At 66.5% G+C, this 17,630-nt stretch carries 16 protein-coding genes; 9 read left to right on the top strand and 7 right to left on the bottom strand.

The annotated features are described in order from the left end of the window. The first annotated feature begins 48 nt into the window (after window positions 1-48). Entirely contained in the window at window positions 49-828 is a 780-nt protein-coding gene (locus IU450_RS23185) for an enoyl-CoA hydratase-related protein (protein ID WP_195151840.1), read from the top strand. A gap of 84 nt (window positions 829-912) precedes the next feature. Here IU450_RS23185 and IU450_RS23180 read toward each other — a convergent pair whose 3' ends face one another. Further along, window positions 913-2,082, bottom strand: coding sequence for a type III polyketide synthase (locus tag IU450_RS23180; RefSeq protein ID WP_195151839.1), 1,170 nt, complete (start codon window positions 2,080-2,082; stop codon window positions 913-915). Window positions 2,083-2,403: 321 nt separating this feature from the next. Between IU450_RS23180 and IU450_RS23175 the strand changes: the two genes are divergently transcribed. Continuing rightward, the gene (locus IU450_RS23175) at window positions 2,404-3,294 is read left to right on the top strand and encodes a helix-turn-helix domain-containing protein (RefSeq protein WP_324197784.1); all 891 of its coding nucleotides are present in this window, start codon (window positions 2,404-2,406) and stop codon (window positions 3,292-3,294) included. 9 nt (window positions 3,295-3,303) lie between these two features. On the opposite strand, the gene IU450_RS23170 is transcribed toward IU450_RS23175, so the two are convergent. Together IU450_RS23170 and IU450_RS23165 are read right to left on the bottom strand one after the other, a co-directional pair. Then, window positions 3,304-3,576, bottom strand: a complete 273-nt coding sequence (locus IU450_RS23170) for a hypothetical protein (RefSeq protein WP_195151838.1) — start codon at window positions 3,574-3,576, stop codon at window positions 3,304-3,306. A gap of 322 nt (window positions 3,577-3,898) precedes the next feature. Further along, window positions 3,899-5,233, bottom strand: coding sequence for a carotenoid oxygenase family protein (locus IU450_RS23165; protein ID WP_195151837.1), 1,335 nt, complete (start codon window positions 5,231-5,233; stop codon window positions 3,899-3,901). A gap of 238 nt (window positions 5,234-5,471) precedes the next feature. Here IU450_RS23165 and IU450_RS23160 point away from each other — a divergent pair, with 238 nt between their 5' ends. Further along, window positions 5,472-6,539, top strand: a complete 1,068-nt coding sequence (locus IU450_RS23160) for a serine hydrolase domain-containing protein (protein ID WP_195151836.1) — start codon at window positions 5,472-5,474, stop codon at window positions 6,537-6,539. A gap of 187 nt (window positions 6,540-6,726) precedes the next feature. Continuing rightward, a complete protein-coding gene (locus IU450_RS23155; protein ID WP_195151835.1) occupies window positions 6,727-7,488 on the top strand; it encodes a potassium channel family protein in 762 nt (253 codons plus the stop codon). Between the two features lie 117 nt (window positions 7,489-7,605). Here IU450_RS23155 and IU450_RS23150 read toward each other — a convergent pair whose 3' ends face one another. Next, window positions 7,606-8,085, bottom strand: coding sequence for a winged helix-turn-helix transcriptional regulator (locus IU450_RS23150; RefSeq protein ID WP_195151834.1), 480 nt, complete (start codon window positions 8,083-8,085; stop codon window positions 7,606-7,608). A 138-nt stretch (window positions 8,086-8,223) separates the two neighbouring features. On the opposite strand from IU450_RS23150, the gene IU450_RS23145 reads away from it, so the two are divergent. Next, window positions 8,224-9,489: an MFS transporter gene (locus tag IU450_RS23145; protein ID WP_195151833.1), complete on the top strand. Its 1,266-nt coding sequence runs from the start codon at window positions 8,224-8,226 to the stop codon at window positions 9,487-9,489. 119 nt (window positions 9,490-9,608) lie between these two features. Next, the gene (locus IU450_RS23140; RefSeq protein WP_195151832.1) at window positions 9,609-10,502 is read left to right on the top strand and encodes an alpha/beta fold hydrolase; all 894 of its coding nucleotides are present in this window, start codon (window positions 9,609-9,611) and stop codon (window positions 10,500-10,502) included. A 65-nt stretch (window positions 10,503-10,567) separates the two neighbouring features. Here IU450_RS23140 and IU450_RS23135 read toward each other — a convergent pair whose 3' ends face one another. Continuing rightward, entirely contained in the window at window positions 10,568-11,761 is a 1,194-nt protein-coding gene (locus IU450_RS23135; protein ID WP_195151831.1) for a PucR family transcriptional regulator, read from the bottom strand. A 157-nt stretch (window positions 11,762-11,918) separates the two neighbouring features. Here IU450_RS23135 and IU450_RS23130 point away from each other — a divergent pair, with 157 nt between their 5' ends. From IU450_RS23130 to IU450_RS23120, 3 genes are all read left to right on the top strand, one after another. Further along, window positions 11,919-12,767, top strand: a complete 849-nt coding sequence (locus IU450_RS23130) for an alpha/beta hydrolase (protein ID WP_195151830.1) — start codon at window positions 11,919-11,921, stop codon at window positions 12,765-12,767. 154 nt (window positions 12,768-12,921) lie between these two features. Further along, window positions 12,922-13,608, top strand: coding sequence for a HEAT repeat domain-containing protein (locus tag IU450_RS23125; RefSeq protein ID WP_416382899.1), 687 nt, complete (start codon window positions 12,922-12,924; stop codon window positions 13,606-13,608). Continuing rightward, entirely contained in the window at window positions 13,602-14,615 is a 1,014-nt protein-coding gene (locus IU450_RS23120) for a MerR family transcriptional regulator (protein ID WP_195151828.1), read from the top strand. Before IU450_RS23125 ends, IU450_RS23120 begins: the two co-directional genes overlap by 7 nt. Window positions 14,616-14,643: 28 nt before the next feature. On the opposite strand, the gene IU450_RS23115 is transcribed toward IU450_RS23120, so the two are convergent. Together IU450_RS23115 and IU450_RS23110 are read right to left on the bottom strand one after the other, a co-directional pair. Next, window positions 14,644-15,906: a TMEM143 family protein gene (locus IU450_RS23115; protein ID WP_195151827.1), complete on the bottom strand. Its 1,263-nt coding sequence runs from the start codon at window positions 15,904-15,906 to the stop codon at window positions 14,644-14,646. Between the two features lie 92 nt (window positions 15,907-15,998). Further along, window positions 15,999-17,567 carry an esterase-like activity of phytase family protein gene (locus IU450_RS23110; protein ID WP_324197778.1) on the bottom strand — a complete coding sequence of 523 codons (1,569 nt, stop codon included), beginning with the start codon at window positions 17,565-17,567 and terminating at the stop codon, window positions 15,999-16,001. Window positions 17,568-17,630: the final 63 nt, after the last annotated feature.

Below are 17,630 nucleotides of genomic sequence, written 5' to 3'. Positions count from 1 at the left end.
GTGCTGACCTCGCGTCCTGTCGTTGCTCGCAAGTTCTACGGTGGAGAGATGACCGCCTTGGAATATCGGCATCTGCTGGTCGCGCGGGACGGTGACACGGTGCGCATCACCATGAACCGGCCGGAGCGGCGCAATGCGCTGTCGGGCGAGCATCTCACCGAACTACTCGCCTCCTTCCGGGCCGCCGGTCAGACCGACGCCACCGGGATAGTGCTCGGGGCGCACGGTCCGGCGTTCTCCGCAGGACATGACTTCGCCGACGTCGCCGCGCGCGATCTGCTCGGTGTGCGGGAACTGCTCACACTGTGCACCGAGCTGATGTCCACCATCGAGTCGGTGCCGCAGGTAGTGATCGCCCGGGTGCAAGGTCTGGCCACGGCCGCAGGCTGCCAGTTGGTGGCCTCATGCGATCTCGCTGTCGCCGCCGAATCAGCCGGTTTCGCCCTCCCCGGCGGCAAGGGTGGCTGGTTCTGCCACACCCCTGCGGTGCCGGTGGCCCGCGCCGTCGGCCGTAAGCGCCTGATGGAACTGGCTCTCACCGGCGACCCGATCGATGCCCGCACCGCCGAACAGTGGGGCCTGATCAACCGAGCGGTGCCAGACGCCGAGCTGGACGCCGCAGTGGACGAGTTGCTCGCGCGCGCTACCCGGGGCAGCCGCGCCAGCAAGGCACTCGGCAAACGCACTCTTTACAGTCAACTCGACCGCCCTGAAGCAGATGCCTACGCTCTCGCCCTGGAAGTCATGGCCGCCGCTGCTCAACTTCCCGGCGCGCGTGAGGGGATGGCGGCGTTCCTGGCGAAGCGCCCACCTGTCTGGCGCGATTAGTACCGACCGAGGCTCCCACCGGATCGCCTGGCATCGCTCGCAGGTCCGCCAGCTTCGAAGGGGTAGTTGTCGTAAGCGAGGTGATCACCGGCGAACGACGTCGAAGACGAACCCCTCGATCGTGATTCCCGGCGCGAACGAGAACGCGACGCCCGTCGAGATCGGCTTGTTCGCCCCGGTCTCACCGGCTATCCGTTCGAGCACGAAGACCAGTGAGACGCTCGACATGTTTCCGTACTCGCCGAGCACATCCCAGCTCGTCGACGAAGCTTCCGGCGGGAGGCCGAGCGATCGCGCGGATTCGAGCAAGACCTTCGGCCCGCCCGGGTGGATTGCCCACACATCGACGTCCGGTTGTCGTAATTCATTGCGATGCAGAATGTCTCCGACGACGGGAGCAACGCCGTTGTAGATGTACTGGGGTACGTTCTCGGACAGCTCGCACGTGATGGCGTCGGGGTTGACGCCGACCGCGATGCCGTCTCGGGTGCCCTCGAACAGGTGGGTGAAGTTGTCGCGGATGACGATCGTCCCGGCTTCGGCACGCTCCGGCCCTTGGCGCGCTCCGATGACGACCGCGCCGCAACCGTCTCCGAACAGGCTGTAGCTCACCGCGTCGTCGACGTCTTCGATGGGGACGGCATGCACCGAGTTGAGCTCGATGCACAGAACCATCGCCTTCTTGCCCGGGTTGGCCCGCACGAAGTCCGAGGCGGTGCGAATTCCGTTCATCGCTGCCGCGCAGCCCATGAAGTTGACCACCAGGCGAGCGACCGACCGGGGCAATCCGAGTTCTTCGACGACCGCGACGTCGACGCCGGGCGCGATGACGCCGGTGCTCGTGGCGAACACGAGAAGTCCGAGGTCGGCCGGGTCGACACCGCCGAGCGCGCGCCGCGCCACATCGACCGCCAGTGGAACGGCGTGGCGGTAGAACAGTTGCATGCGATCCTGGATCGTCGCAGGTTTGCCGCCCGGCGCATGATGTCGAGGATCCAGCGGGTCGACCGCGAATCGCCGGGTGTCGATCATGGTCTTGCCGAAGATGCGCCTGATCCGGGTTTGCTGCTCCGGATCGGTGAATTGCTCAGCTACCCAGTCGGCTGCGACGGCTTGGTCGAGGACCTGGCTAGGCGCGCCGGTCGCGATTGCTTCGATGACGGGTACGGTCGTCCGCGGCGCCGAAGGAGTTGTGTGCTTGCGCGCGTGCGCAGCCGTGCGGGTGAGACGTGCCTGTGCGAGAGCGATGGACATGAGCTCGTTCTTCCTCGCCGGAGCGATCGGGGATGGGCACTCCAATCGTCATGTAGCAAACGCATGGCAAATAGACACCCAAGGGGTGTGGATACCCCACCCCCACGTCCGACGTTGCTCAGAGTGCGATGCAAGCGCCCGCGGTCGAGCCCCGCCGGGGACGGTGTTCCTCGGCGCGAACCTTTCTACCTGCCGTGCTGCCGGCGCACCATCTCGGTGATCCAGATGGGCGCGAACGGAGAGGCCAACGTTCTTGCATTAATCGAATATTCGATTTATTCTATCAAGAAATCTGATCTTGTAGGTGCTGCGATCTTGAAGGTGCAGCAGCGGGCGAAGGGAGCCAGAATGCGGGGTGCGGTGTCGGCGCCGACAGCACGGGTCGTCGATATCGTCGAGCTGCTGTCCCGCCCCGGCAGTGAGCGGCTGCGTTACAGCGACATCGCCCGCGAGCTGGACCTGACGCAGGCCACCACGCACGCGATTCTGAAGACTCTGTGTGATCGGGGCTGGGTCAGTCGGGATCCGGCCGGTAAGACCTTCGCTCTCGGTCCCGGTCTGACGCCGGTGGCCGCGGCGGTCAACACTCGCCCGTTCGTCGAGGCCGCCCGGGCGGCCTCGGTCGAACTCGCCGCCGAGTTCGGCTATGCCGCCTCGGTTACCGAGAAACTCACCGACGACTCCTTGGTGATCACGGCGTTCGAAGGCGGCGAGCGACTGTGGCCGGGTGATCGCATCCCGTACGCTCCCCCGTTCGGCGCCGCCTTCGCGGCCTGGGATACCGAGGAGGGACGCCGCGCCTGGATCCAGCGGACCGCGCCCGCCGGCACACAGACTTCGAAACGACTGGCCGAAGGGCTGGCCGCGGTTCGTGACCGCGGATTCGACGTGGATCGCACCTCACCCGCGCTGGGCCAGGCCGCGAGCTTGCTGGGCACCCTCGACACCGGCGCCATCGCCCTCCCGCCGAACATCCGCGAGACCCTCGATCAACTCCGAGCGGAATTCACCACGATCGGATTCCCCGACGCCACGTCCGGCCCGGTCGCCGCGATCACGGCGCCGGTGCTGGATCCACGTGGTCATGTCGCACTGCTGATAGCGGTGCATCCTCTCATCGAGCTCGCCTCCGAACGCATCGAGGCCATCGGACGGCATCTGACCAGGAAGGCCGCGGCGATCACTACCCTGCCCCGGCCCGGCCGCTCCTGAGCGCTCGGATCAGGATCGGTTCAGGGTCAGACCCCACAGGCCGATGTGGAACCGGGCGTCGGTGACATCGACCGGGGTGTCGGTGAAACGATCGCCGCCCAACGCGCTTCGAACGAAGTCGCGCACGGTCGCGGGCTGCGCGTCCAGGCCCGTCAACAGCTCCGACGGCAGTTCGATGGTTCCCGTCGAAGTGCCGCGGCTGACCGGTGATTCCCGGTTGCTGCGGCGTCTGGCGCAACCCGTCGACAGTGTGCAGAACCAGGTCCAGCCGGTTGCCGTCACTGAACTCGACCCGGAGTGGAGTGGGTGTCACGGCCACGTCGAAGGTGTGCACCTGCGCACTCCATCCCCGGGGCGAGACGCCCTCGTAGTCGTACGGCGACGGGGCCGCTAGCGCGTCGAGTGAACGGTTGGTCGGCGAGTTCTCCAGCATCGCCCCGATCAGGGGCTGATCGGTAGGGACGAACGTCCACGACGCCCCACAGTGCGAGCCCAGCGAACAGGATGTCCCAGTTTCGCCTTTCGACTTCGACGGCATAGATGTAGATGACGAGCAGCAGCAGCGGGATGACATACCACTTGAACTGACTCGCATCCTGGAGAATCATGTGGAGATCCAACTGCCGTGGAATCCGGTGGGGACTCGGACGGGCAGGTGGACTTCGGCGACGGGCGGGCTGTCGAGGTCGGCGGCGTCGAGGATCAGGAGGTAGCCGTTTCCGCGAATGCGGTTGTGGGCGAAGCTCATCAGGTATCCGTCGTCCTCGTCCGTCGCCTGGTGGCGCGGGACGAACACGGCCTCGCCGCAGGTGTGCCCTTCGGGCAGTCGATGGGTGTGCCGGGAAGCGCCGTCGGCGAAGTCGTAGCGGTAGATGCTGGAGTGGTGCGGTTCGGCTTCGAGCGCGAAGCTGGTCAGGTAACCGAAGCGGTGGCGGTGCCCGACCGCGGTGTCGGCGACGCGCGGGTACTCGACCACCGCGTCGTCGACCTGCTGTTCGGTGACGGTTCCCTCGGCAAGCTTCAGGCGCCACTGGTGCAAGCGCGGTAGCCCGCCGCCGATGTCGTCGGTACCGGTCCGCCACAGAACGGGCACCCGCGTACCGGTGAGGATGATGATGCCGTCGGTCTCGAAGGCGTTGAGGGTGTGCCACACATAGCAGGGTTCGATGTCGAACCAGCGGACCGGGCCACCCGTGCGGGCCATGACCCCGAACCGGGCGTGATGTCCGTCGTCCCAGCGCCACCCGGTGGCGGCCTGGTCGAACACCACCGGCAGGTCCATGAAGACCACGTGGCGCCGGGTCACGGCGAAGTCGTGCATCATCGTGGCTCGCGGAATCTCGATCGGTTGCGTCTGGAGCAGCTCGCCGGAGGATGAAGCTCGGTGGTAGGTCAGATACGGAGGGCTCAGCCGGTACCCGAAGAAGAGCAACTCGCCGGATTCGGGACAGATCTTGGGGTGCGCGGTCATCGGCGTTCGCAGCGCGCCGCCGAAGGTGAACGGTCCCACGGTCTCCAGCTCCGCGGTGAGGTGGTAAGGGAAGCCGCCTTCCTCGAGGGCCAGAAGTCGGCCCGCATGGGCGATCACGTGGGTGTTGGCGGTGGTGACCCGGTAATCCATCGTCGCGGTCGCGGGGTCGAAACCGAGCTCGAAACGCGAGCGGCCGGGGTGGCGATAGAGCGGGGTACGCACGTAGCGATTGCGATACCAGCGCGCCCGGCCTTCTGCCAGAGCGACCGCGTGGACCATGCCGTCTCCGGCGAAGTAGTGCGGTGACCAACCGGTACGCGGGTTGGGACCGTTGCGCACGAACATTCCGTTCAGGTCCGCGGGTATCTCTCCGATCACCTCTGTCGGTTCCACGGTGAATTCCTCGGTGACCGGCGCGTTGTTCCCGGCCAGATGCAGTGGCACAGCGGCGTTCGACGGATTCGTCATCGGTGGATCTCCCTTCCCTGGATCGCTGTGCCAGGATGCCGAGACAATTCACGAACAAACAGTCTTGTTCTCACCGGCGCCCTCAGCCACTCACCGAACTCCCAGCTCAGCCGCAGTGGAAAAAACTTCACCGGCGACGCCCTGCGAGCTCGGTCCGTTGGCGAATCGCGCGGCCGGGGGCGTCGCGGTCAGTGAAAATCATTCGTTCGCTTATGAAAGCGCGGTCTAGAGTGCGCACGTGACTACGGAAGTGCGGGGTTCATACGACGCGCGATTCGCCGGTGTCGCCGAGGCGCTCGCGGCCTCGCTGGACGTCGATGACGTCGGAGCGTCGGCCGCGGTGTTCATCGACGGTGAACCGGTAGTCGACATCTGGGGTGGCTACGTCGACGCCGATCGCAGTGCCGCGTGGGAGGAGGACACCATCGTCAACGTCTTTTCGACGACCAAGACGATGGTGGCGTTGTGCGCGCTCATCTTGGCCGACCGTGGCGAACTCGATCTGAACGCGCCGGTCGCCGGATATTGGCCGGAGTTCGCGGCGGGCGGCAAACAGGACGTGCTGGTGCGGCACCTGCTCGGCCACACAGCGGGCCTGCCGGTGTGGAACGACCCGATCACCGCCACCGACCTGTATTCCTGGCCGACCGTCACCGCGCGCCTGGCCGGGCAGTCCGCGGAATGGGAGCCGGGCGCCGCGGCCGGATATCACTCGATCACCTACGGTTTCCTCATCGGCGAGGTCATCGCCCGGGTGACCGGACGCAGCGTGGGCGCCTATTTCGCCGAGGAGGTGGCCGCCCCGCTCGGTGCGGATTTCCATATCGGGCTCGCCCCAGAGCACGACCATCGGGTCGCCACGCTCATCCCCGATCCCGCTGGGGACCGCCCTGAGGGATTCCCGGTCGGGGTGTCCGACGCCAACACCCTCGCGTGGCGGCGCGCGGAGATCCCGGCGATCAACGGGCACGGCAACGCACGCTCGGTCGCCGCGATCCAGTCGATCCTGGCCTGCGGCGGCGGCATCCGCGGTGTCCGCCTGCTGTCCAGGACCGGTTGCGAGCGCGTGTTCGACGAACAGTTCCGGGGCGAGGACCGAATCCTGGCACAGCCGATCCGATGGGGCCTCGGCTACCGGCTCGAGGGGCGCACCTGCTCGTGGGGCGGGTGGGGCGGATCCCTGGTGCTTGTCGATATGGAGCATCGGATGACGGTCTCCTATGTGATGAACCAGGTGTTGTGGAGCGACGACAATGCCCGGGCCCTCGGCATCCTGATGGCCGCCTACGACGCCGTCACCAGCTGAGACGCCGTCATCGTAGACAGCAGCCGCTGCCGGCGGCAGGTGTGCCTCGCCGGAATGCGACATGGATCGGCATGGCGCCTTCGATTCCGTGTGAGAATCTGCGGAGAACGGCCGGTCTCTTTCGGGAGCCTCAGCGGCCGAACTCGCGGTGTCGCCGACACCGCAGCTGAGCGACACAGGTAGTTCGATGCCCGAAACACATTCCGAGTTCACCCGCAGACAGTCCTGGGAGCGGACGACCGGCATTCCCCTGATGGTGCTGGCCGTCGCGTTCCTCGGCGTCTACGCCTGGCAGGTGCTCGACACCGGGGCCTCACCTCGTCTCGACGCCTGGCTCACCCGGGTCGACGTGCTGATCTGGGCGGCGTTCGCGCTGGATTTCGCGGTGCGGTTGTGGCTGTCCGGGAACCGGTTGCGGTTCCTGCGCACCCACCCGGTCGACCTGTTGATCGTGGCGCTGCCGCCGCTTCGCCCGCTGCGGCTGCTGCGGGCCGCCATGCTTGTGATCGGCACGTTGAACCGGAACACGACGACCAGAGCCAGGCTCGCGGTGTTCGTCGGGGCCAGTTCGATACTCCTGTTGCTGCTGTGCAGTCTGGCCTTCTTCGACGCCGAGTACGGGGCGGCCGACAGCAAGATCCACAATTTCGGTGACGCGCTGTGGTGGTCGATGGTGTCGGTGACCACCGTCGGCTACGGCGATGTGTATCCGGTGACGACCGAAGGTCGTCTGATCTCGTTGATCCTGATGACCTTGGGCATCGGCCTGATCAGTTTCGCGATCGGCACCACCACCAGTTGGGTGATGGATCAGCTGAAGAGTGTCGAGGCGAACGTGGAGCATACCGACCGGGAGATCACCGAACTCGTCGCCGAGATCAAAGCTCTGCGCGCCGAAGTGGCCGCGATGCGCTCCTCGGTGGCGCCGGATAGCGTGCCGGCCGAATGACCTGCGGATCTCCGTGCCCTTGCTCACGGGTGTCCTCGCGCTGACCGCCGTGGCGCTCAGCGCGTTGTCTCACCGCATGGCTTGCCCTGATGACGGAAAGCCTGTTCGGCACGACGGTCATCTGTCGGCCGGGCGGGGCTCGCCAACTTTGCGTACTCGAGTTTCGTCGGCCTGGATGACCCTGCCGTCGGGGGTCGTGTAGGTCAGTTCGGGCACGGGCAGATCCGTGGTGGCATCCACCAGTTGGGAATGGGGCTCCCCGGGGGAGAAAGCGTGGCCTTGGCCCCACTGGCGCAGGCTCACGACGAGATCGAAGAGTTCCCGCCCTGCCTCGGTGAGTGCGTATTCCTGGAATCTGCTGCCGTCGGAGGCTGGTTCGACGCGAAGTACACCGATCTCGACAAGGTTGCGCAACCGGTCGCTGAGGATGTTCTTGGCCACGCCCAGGCTGCGGTGGAACTGACCGAACCGAGTGACGCCGTCGAAGGCGTCGCGAATGATCAGCAGCGACCACTTGTCGCCGATCAGATCGATCGTCCGCGCGACCGGGCACGGCGGATCGGTCCAAACCCGCTCGCGCGCCCCGGTGTCGCTCATGCCGTCTCCTGACTTCTATCCGCCACGTTCGGCTCTGGAATCCATAGTTGCATAAAACTACCAACCCCGACATCATGGTTTTAAATCAAAACCATGATGTCGTGGCGAGTCGCCGCGGACCGCAGGTGAAGGAGTGCGATGAGTCCGAGCGTCGGCGCCGATACGGGCACAGTGGGGTCGAGCGAGATCGGCACGCGTCTGGCGACAGTGCTCGCGGTGGCCTGTGGAACGTCGGTGGCCAATGTCTACTACGCGCAACCGCTGGTGGAACGGATCGGCGCGGACCTCGGGGTCGGGACCGGCGAGCTCGGCCTGGTGACCACCCTGACCCAAGCGGGCTACCTGCTCGGTCTGGTGTTGCTCGTGCCCCTGGGCGACTTGGTCGATCGACGGCGCCTCATCCTGAGCCTCACCTCGGCTGCCGCCTGCGGCCTCGTAGGTGTCGCGGTGTCGCGGGACGCGGTCTGGTTCTTCGCGGCGAGTGCGCTGGTCGGGTCGGCGTCGGTCGTGGTGCAGGTCATCGTCGCCTACGGCGCGGCCCTGAGTGCGCCACAGCAACGGGGTCGGGTCGTGGGTACGGTGACCGGCGGGGTGGTGATCGGTATCCTATTGGCCCGCAGCGTATCCGGTCTGATCGCCGAGGTTGCGGGGTGGCGGGCGGTGTTCGCGGTGTCGGCCGCGCTCATGCTGGGCTCAGCAGGGGTGCTGGCGCGTCTGCTGCCGCGTGATCATGTTGCGCGGGAACGGGTTTCGTATGCCTACCTGGTCGGTTCCGTGGTGCGCCTGAGCGTGCGTGAGCCGGTGTTTCGCATACGCGGCCTGATCGGACTTCTGATGTTCGCCGCGTTCGGTGCGCTATGGGGTTCGATGGCACTGCCTTTGGCGGCGGCGCCGTGGCATCTGTCCACCGGCGAGATCGGTATGTTCGCGATCGCCGGCGCGGCCGGTGCGCTGGGTGCGACCCGAGCGGGACGACTGGCCGACCGTGGCCGGGCGCAAACAGTCAGCGCGATCGCACTCGTCCTGTTGGCACTGTCATGGGCGGCGATCGCGGCGACGCCGTACTCCCTGGTGCTGCTGGTGGTCGGGGTGATCGTCTTCGACCTGGCCGGGCAAGCGCTGCATGTGACCAACCAGCACCTGATCGTGCACATCGACCCCGCCATGAGCAGTCGCCTGATCGGCAGCTACATGGTCTATTACTCACTCGGCTCCGGCGGCGGAGCCGTGGCCGCCACCGCGCTCTACAGCGTCGCCGGGTGGCATGCCGTCTGCGCCCTCGGCGCAACCCTGTCCATATCGGCTTCTGCCGTCTGGGCCGTGGACAGGCTGCGCCACCGCCGGACCTCCGTTTCCGACCCGGGCGGTGTGGCCCCACCGCACCCGGTTGTGGCCTGCGACTGACATGCGGTCCAAGTCCGGCCCGCGAAATCGGCTCTGAGCCGAACCCCGACAGGCATCCGGTCACGTCCGGCCCGAACCGATGCCGCTGTCCATCCAGGCCGACTACCGATAGGAATCTCATGACCACGCACTACCGCACGATCGTCACCGATGGAGTCGAGGTCTTCTACCGTGAGGCAGGAGACCCGGACAAGCCCACTTTTCTTCTGCTGCACGGATTTCCGGCCTCGTCGTTCATGTTCCGGCATTTGATCGAGCTCGTCGCGGACCGGTTCCACGTCATTGCTCCCGACTACCCGGGATTCGGGCACAGCGGCGCACCCGACCGCATCGAATTCGACTACACCTTCGACCATCTGACCGACATCATCGTCCAGTTCACCGAGGCACTCGGCCTGCACCGCTACGGGCTCTACATGCAGGACTTCGGCGGCCCCATCGGATTCCGTCTCGCCACCCGGCACCCCGAACGCGTGCGGTTCCTGGTTGTGCAGAACGCGAACGCCTACGATGAGGGACTGCCCGACAGCTTCTGGTCGCCGCTTCGCACGCTGTGGAACGACCCCAGCGACAGCAACCGGGACGCCATCCGGGACGCCGGGATGTCCGATGCCGCCCTGGAATGGAACTACACCCATGGCGTAGGCGATCCCACCCGCATCGACCCGGACAATTGGCTGCTGCAACGCGCCCTGCTCGCCCGCCCCGGCAACAAGGACGCCATGCTCGACCTGCTCTACGACTACCGCACCAATCCCGACCTGTATCCGCAGTGGCACAACTACTTCCGCGGCCACCGGCCGCCCACCCTGATCACCTGGGGCCGCAACGACGACATCTTCCCGGAATCCGGCGCACATCCCTACCGCCGCGATCTGCCCGATGCTGACATCCATATTCTCGACACCGGGCACTTCGCACTCGAGGACCACGCCGAGGTCATCGCCGAGCACATCAGAGCGTTCACCGCCACACTGCCTCCGGAAGGGCAATTGCGGGCGCAAGCGCGCTGACCCCCCTCTGCGGGAAGCACTTCCCGCGGCTGGTTGGTTACTCCCGACAGCAGCATGGCGAACTGTCACAGTGGTCGCGTTGCGAGCACCGGTAGCGCTTCGAGCGCGGCGCCGAGATCGCGAACTGCCGCGGGATTCGTCAGCGATAAGCCGGTCAGTTCCTCGATCCGCCGCAACCTGTACCGGATGGAGTTCGCGTGAAGATATAGACGCTCACCGGTCGTCGCGGCCGAACCTCCCGCACTGAACCATGTTTCGAGTGTTTCCAGCAGCCTGGTCCGTTCCTCGTATGGTAGGGCGAGCAGCGGGCCGAGCCGGAGGCGGACCATTCGTTCGGCTTCGGCCGGGGCGGCCGCGACGAGCATCGCAAGGGGGTTGTCGTCGAATCGGGCGACACCGAAGGCGCGCCTACCGAGCCCGCTCAATGCGAGGCGTGCGAAATGCAGCGCTTGTGGTGTCTCGGTGAGCGCATCGTAGGGCGGGCTCACCCCGACGCGCGCGCGGGATTTGCGAAGTATGCGGATTGCCAGAGCTTCTCGAGGCTCGGGCACGGACAGAACGCCGATCTGCTGGTCGGGCAGCAGCCGCCAGGCAGAGGTGATCTGCGCGCTGTTGAGTGCGGTCTCGATGCCGGGTATCGCTTCGCGACCCGCGGCGGGCACGTCAGCGGCTACCACCACGTAGCGTCCCGTAGGTGGCAGTCCGAGGATTCGTGTGGCTTCGCCGAGGGTGGCCGGGTCGGCGATGACGCCGGTGAACAACGCCTCCACGAGTACCGAACGTTCGTGCTCGCGCTGCAGGATCAGTTCCGAACTCATCTCCCGATAGGCGGCGGCGACGGCGACGGAGTACTCGCCCGACAGCGCCCATACCTCCGCGGCCAGGTCGACCAGCATCGCGTCGGTGACCGAGGGATGGCGGCGGGCTTCGGCGACCAGTTCCGACCACAGGAATTCGAACCCGATGCGGAAGGCATGCAGGGTTTCCGCCAACGGCACCCCCTGTTGGGCGCGCAGTCGCCCGGTCTCCCTGGGCGGTTCGGGATCCAGTGGTGCGGTGGAGGTGAAGTGGCGCACCATCAAGGTGAGGTTGCGGGTGCAGGAGGTGTGGATCGTCTCGAACGGCACCTGGGTCTGGTTGCGGTAGGTGTCGAGTTCGACGATGAAGCGCTGAGCCAGGCGCAGCCCGAGTTCGTCGATGCGCTCGAGCAGGATCGCGGCGACGTCGACGATCGCCCGTTGCGGCGTTGTTCTCGACATCTTCGCAGCTTACCGAGGGTCTGATTGTTCTCGGGAACAACAGTTCGAGGACGATGCTGTCCGCGCGTCCATGGGATCGGCGTCACAGCGGTGCGACGATTTCGTGCGTCCCTCAGCTGTGCCTGCGCACAAGCTCAACGGATCCACAGGAGTATCCATGTCCACCTTCACCAGCGGTGACGGCACAATCATCCATGTACACAGTTGGCTTCCCGGCGAGGCCGCACCCCGCGGCGTCGTCCAAATAGCTCATGGCATGGGCGAATACGCCGAGCGCTACAGCCACCTCGCCGACCGCCTGGCCGCGCTCGGGTACGCCGTCTACGCCAACGACCATCGCGGCCACGGCCACAGCATGACTGGCACCCCCGGCGATCTCGGTGACAACGGCTGGAATCTGCTGGTCGAGGACATGGTCACGCTGACCACGATCCTGCGCGACAAGCACCCAGGGCTGCCGGTGATCCTGTTCGGGCACAGCCTCGGCTCGTTCGCCGTCCAGCAGTACCTCCTCGACCACGCAGACCTCGTCGACGAGGTCGTGCTGTGTGGCACCACGGCCGTCGACGAGTTGTTCGTCGACATCGCCGCCGCACAGGGCGACCTACCGGCCTTGTTCAACCGGGAGTTCGAGCCGACGCGCACGTCGGCCGACTGGCTGAGCCGCGACGAAGCTCAGGTCGACGCCTACCTGGCCCACCCGTGGTGCGGATTCGAAATCGACCCCGCCAACATGGCGCTGCTGGCCACCGTAGCCACCGAGCGGCTGGCCGAACCTCGAGGAATCCGCAGTGATCTGCCGCTCTACGTGATGGTCGGCGACGCCGACCCGCTCAACGACAAGCTGCGCCTGAGCGACCTTCAAGTACGGCGCTACCGCGACGCTGGTCTGACCGACATCACCTACCGGGCCTACCCGGACGCCCGGCACGAGATTCTCAACGAGCTCAACCGCGAGGAAGTCGAGGACGATCTCATCGACTGGATCACACGCACCGAAACCTGACCTCCGCGCTACCAGCGGCTGGGCTGCGGGGTAGCCGGCCACACGCTGCCCCTCCGCTTGACCCGCACCGGGCACGGGGCGACGGCGGTAGCTGACGCCCTCGAATCACGACTTGACGTTGACACCGTGACAAGGTCTTCACTGAGTGCAGGAGGTGGTCCCCATCAACTCGCCACACAGGAATTCACAGGACACGCGCCTGCTCGACGCGTTGGGTGCCGGAAACTCGTCGACGCGGCTCCAGGCGGCTCTGGCCGCCGGTACGCGCCCCGACCCGGAGCTCATCGAGACCCTCGTCGCACGGTGCGCGATCGAGCCGGACTTTTTCGTGCGCGACATGCTCACCTGGGCGTTGACCCGCTTCCCGGCGGAGGTCACGGTGCCCAGACTGTGCGCGGAGCTCCGTTCCGAGCACGCTCAGGCGCGCAGCCAGGCGTTGCATACGCTGTCCAAGATCGGGGACGTGAATGCGTGGCCCGCGATCACGCGGTCGTTGCTGCACGACGCCGACGACGATGTCGCGCGCAGCGCATGGCGTGCCGCGGTCGTCCTCGTGCCCGCCGAGGAACAGAAGGCGCTGGCCGCGGAACTGGCCGCACAACTCGGTCGCGGCGACCGGAATGTGCGAATGAGTCTCAGCCGAGCACTGGTCGCACTCGGCGACGTGATCGAGCCCGTCCTGCAGACGGGACTGGCGAGCGCGGACCCGACGGTGCGTGCGCATGCCCGCGCCACCCAGCGGCTTCTGCACGACCCGGATGCCGGTTTCGACCCAGCAGTCGACGAGGCGAAACGGATCGTCGCGCTCGGTCCGGAACGGGTCGAGGGAACAGCGTGCTGATCGGCGAGGTGGCCCGCCGCTCGGGGGTGAGCACCCGGATGCTCAGGCACTACGACAACCTCGGGCTGGTGCGACCGACGGGCCGCACCGTCGGCGGCTACCGCGAGTACTCCGCCGAGGACATTCGCCGGATTTTCCACGTGGAATGCCTACGGTCTCTGGGATTGTCGCTGCGACAGATCGGACGCGCTCTGGAGGATCCGGCCTTCACGCCGTCCGCACTGGTCGGTGACCTCATCCGACGGACCGAAGAGCGACTGCATCGGGAGCAGGAGCTACTCGAGCGACTCCGTACGGTCGATGCCTCGGCGCCCTCCGGCTGGCAGGACGTCCTGCGCATCGTCGAGCTCCTGCACGGGCTGAACTCGCCCGATGCCGCGCGCCGGCAACAAACCGTCCTGGCCCCGGCCGAGGACGTGCCGGTTCCCATCGAGCTGCTGGCCGGGGCGGTCCTCGCCGAATCGGATCCTAATGTCGCCGGCGCCCTACGGTGGGCCCTCGCCCGGGCAGGCGGTGACGGCGTGGCGAGCGTGGCGTCCGGCGTGCACTCGGAGAACGTCGACATCCGGAGGCGCGCGGTCCTGGCGATCGCCGAGATGTCCGGTGACGAAGCGAGCGCGTTGCTCGCGGACGCACTCGGGGACTCCGACCCGACGGTGCGCGGGCATGCCGGTCTGGCGTTGGGCAAGCGGGGCGTGACCGCGGCCGTGCCGACGCTCGTCGGCATGGTGGTCGAGGGGACGGGCGACGTCGAGGCGGCCGAGGTCCTGGGAACATTGGCACTGGACCCCGGGCTCGCTGACCGGATCATGGGTGCGCTGATCGACGAGCTCGCCGCACACGCGGCGGACTCCGCAGTGCGGATACGCCTGGCCCAGGCATTCGCCGAGATGCCGGGAACCATCGCGCTGGGCGTCCTGCAGCAATTGGCCCACGACGATGATCGGGCTGTCGCCCTCATCGCGTCGGCCCTCGCGGGAGTGATCGAAGAGCGGTCCGACCACTGAACTCGTGCCGCAGATCGAGGCGCCGGCTTCAGCCGGATGTGACCTCGGCCCGGCGCGGCCTTTCGTCGGCCGGTGGTCCGACACGAAACAGGTTGTCCCAGTGATGATCCAGCCGCTGTTTCGCCTCGTCGAGCGGCAGCGCGCCGAGTGTGCCGCGCTCGTGCTCGATGAGAAGTTCCCATTCCCGGAGTCGGCGGAGCCCGTCGCGGATCTGGAAGTCGAAGGTGGTCCCCCACCGCCGGCGGAACCAGTCCTCCACCAGTCGATCGAGTTCGGCGGCGGTGAGCGGGCGGTCGGCCGTGCGCAGGAAGTGGTAGGCCAGGATGGCTTCCTTGACCTCGGATTCCTCGGCGGCGCCGAGTAGATGGTGGAACACTCCCGCATCGTTGTCGAGATTGCGGAAGTAGAGGTGTTCCGACAGCGCCTTCATCAACTTGATCTTGCGGTTTTTGAACTTGGAGAATTGCCGCACCAGGTAACCGCCGAAGGCGGCCAACCCGGCGCCGAGGGTGATCAGCGTGGCCTGATCCAGCCGTACGGATTCCTCGCGCAGCCCGATCCAGAACGCCAGCATCAGCACCAGCGGCCCCAGCGAGGCGACCAGCTTGGTGACCACCACGACGATTCCGGAGACCACCGCGGGCACCCCGATCAACAACTTGTCCAGCGGCCGCATCCGGACCCGAACGCTCGGATACAGCATCTCGAGGTCGTTCTTCGGGACGTTCTGGAACAGTTTCAGCAGCACACCGCCGTTGGGCCGATCCGCGACGGCCTCCGGACGCTCGGTGAATGCGATGTACACCAAAACCTTGCCGTAACTGGTGAATTCGATGCTGCGCCGCCGCAAACCGAACAGCCACCTCACCTGTTCGGTGCGCTGCGATACCCCGCGCCGGAAGAACATCGCGGTATCGACGTCTTCCTGGTCGACCTCCAAGCGCACCTTCACCAGGGAGTGCTCGGCGAACGCGCGCTCGATCTCAGCGGCATCGATACGGGTGAAATCCGCCGCTTCGGCCAGCGCGACCAGCTCACCTTCCACTCTCACCCGCGCCGCCGCCCGATCCTCTGCCGTAGCGGCACGGACCGTCCGCTCGTCCTCCGCGGGATCGACGAGCTGATAGGCATCGAGCACAGCCTCACCGCGCACGTGGAACTCGTAGTGCACCACCGCCGCGAGCAGACTCGCGAACTCCACGAACGATTCGCGTTCCGCATCGGGGAGTTCATCGGCACACAGAGAGATCACCGCGCTCTTGCGGAACGGCAGGAAGTGTTCGGCATCCATCGGCAACTCCTCTCGACGGACCGGCCCGTCGGCCATAACCATAAAGGGGAAGCCTGCGCCGGGCACCGCGCGTTCTCGCCGCTCGGTGGGACCTACTTCACGGTTATCGTGATCGTCTTCGCCTGCGTCTTGGCGGGCAGCTTGGTGGTGTCGACCATCAGCACCTCACCCGAGTCCTGCACGCCGTTGGCGAGGAGCTTGGCCTTCAGTCCGAAGGGCGGCTGGTCGCCGGTGGCGGCCTCGATGCCGAAGTCGCTGTCGGCGGCGATGTAGAGGGTCTTGCCGCCGTCACGGGTGGCGACGCCCTCGATCTTGTCGTGACCGAAGAACTTGCCGTTACCGTCGAGGCTGTCCAGCAGGCCGCCGAGGTCCAGGTTGGACTTCTTGGCGACGGGGGTGATGCCCGCCTTCCGGAGCACGGCGACGCCGTCGGCGGTGGGTACGGCGCCGACGAGGAGTTCCAGCGGCTTGCCGTCGACAAGCAGGCCCAACTCCGGATCGTATTGCGCACCTTGGACCTTCGCCTGGGGGCCGACATCGGTGGCGCCGGTGATGTCGATGGTCCAGAGCTTCTTGTTCGCCTTGGGAGTTTTCTTGCCGTCGCGCTCGTCGACCAGGAAGGTGGTATTGCTCAGCGCGGTGATCTCGGAGACCGCGAGCTTCTGCTTCGGATCCTCGAGCGGATACACGAATTCTTCGACGTCCCGGGTCTTCAGATCCACGGTGACGATACGTGTCATGGGCACCTCACGCGTCGATGCGACTCCCGGCTCGTTCAGTGCGCTCTGCACGATGCCGACCAGTGTGTTGCCGTCCGGCGTGACGGTGAGCCCCTCCATCCCCTGGTTGGGGGTGCGCAACGAAAGCTCCTTGGGCAGCCCGCGGCCCGGCGCCAGCCGCTCCAGCTCGGTGCCGTTGGCATCGAAGTGCACGAGGAACGGCCCATACTCGTCGGACACCCAGAAGCTACCGTCGGGCATCGCCGCCAGGCCCTCGCTGTCGATGCCGTGATCGGTGGGCGGCAGGATGGCGCCGTCGAGGCCGCGGATGGTTTCGCCGGTGCCGGCGGAGGTGTCGACCAGGCCGTTGAACGGCCGGCCCGCCGAATCCTTCAGAGGGATGGTGTTCTCCAGTACCGCCTCGGTTCCGACCATCTTGAACTTGGCGATGGTGGGCGTAAAAGACGGTATGGGCGTGAGCTTCTCGTTCTTGGCCTTGCCGTCCACATTCGGACCGCGGTCGGTGAGACCGTAGAACTCGTCGGTCGATCCGGGCACCGGGGTGAACGCCGACCCGTACCCGCTGCCCTGCACGCTCACCCCGCCGAAGTCGCCGAGCGGCGGAATATCGGTGGTGAACAGCTTCACGGCGTCGGTGGTGGTCACGGTGATGCTGTCGGACCCGGTGTACCCGGCCGCCGGCGTGTACACCACCGCACCGTCGGTGCGCCGGGTGATCGTGCCGTGCCGCGGATCGGCGATCCCGACCGCGGCGCTGCCGCCCGCCTCGGCGAGTAGATCGTCCAGCGAGATCACCAAGGGCTGATCCCTGGTGGCCGTGAAGTCCCCCTCCGAACTCGACGACGAGCATGCGGACAGAACGGCGCTCGCGCACACGGCCACCATGACGAGCGCGCTTCGGGTACTGCGGTGCGATTTCACCAACGATGCGTACCGACCGCGCCCGACCACCCGTTGGCTTCGAGCTGAACTCGAGCCGTCCAT

This window comes from Nocardia abscessus, assembly GCF_015477775.1.
In the GTDB taxonomy this organism is placed as follows: domain Bacteria; phylum Actinomycetota; class Actinomycetes; order Mycobacteriales; family Mycobacteriaceae; genus Nocardia; species Nocardia abscessus_A.
Note: the sequence above shows the minus strand (reverse complement) of the source record. Positions and strands in the feature narration are given on the sequence as shown.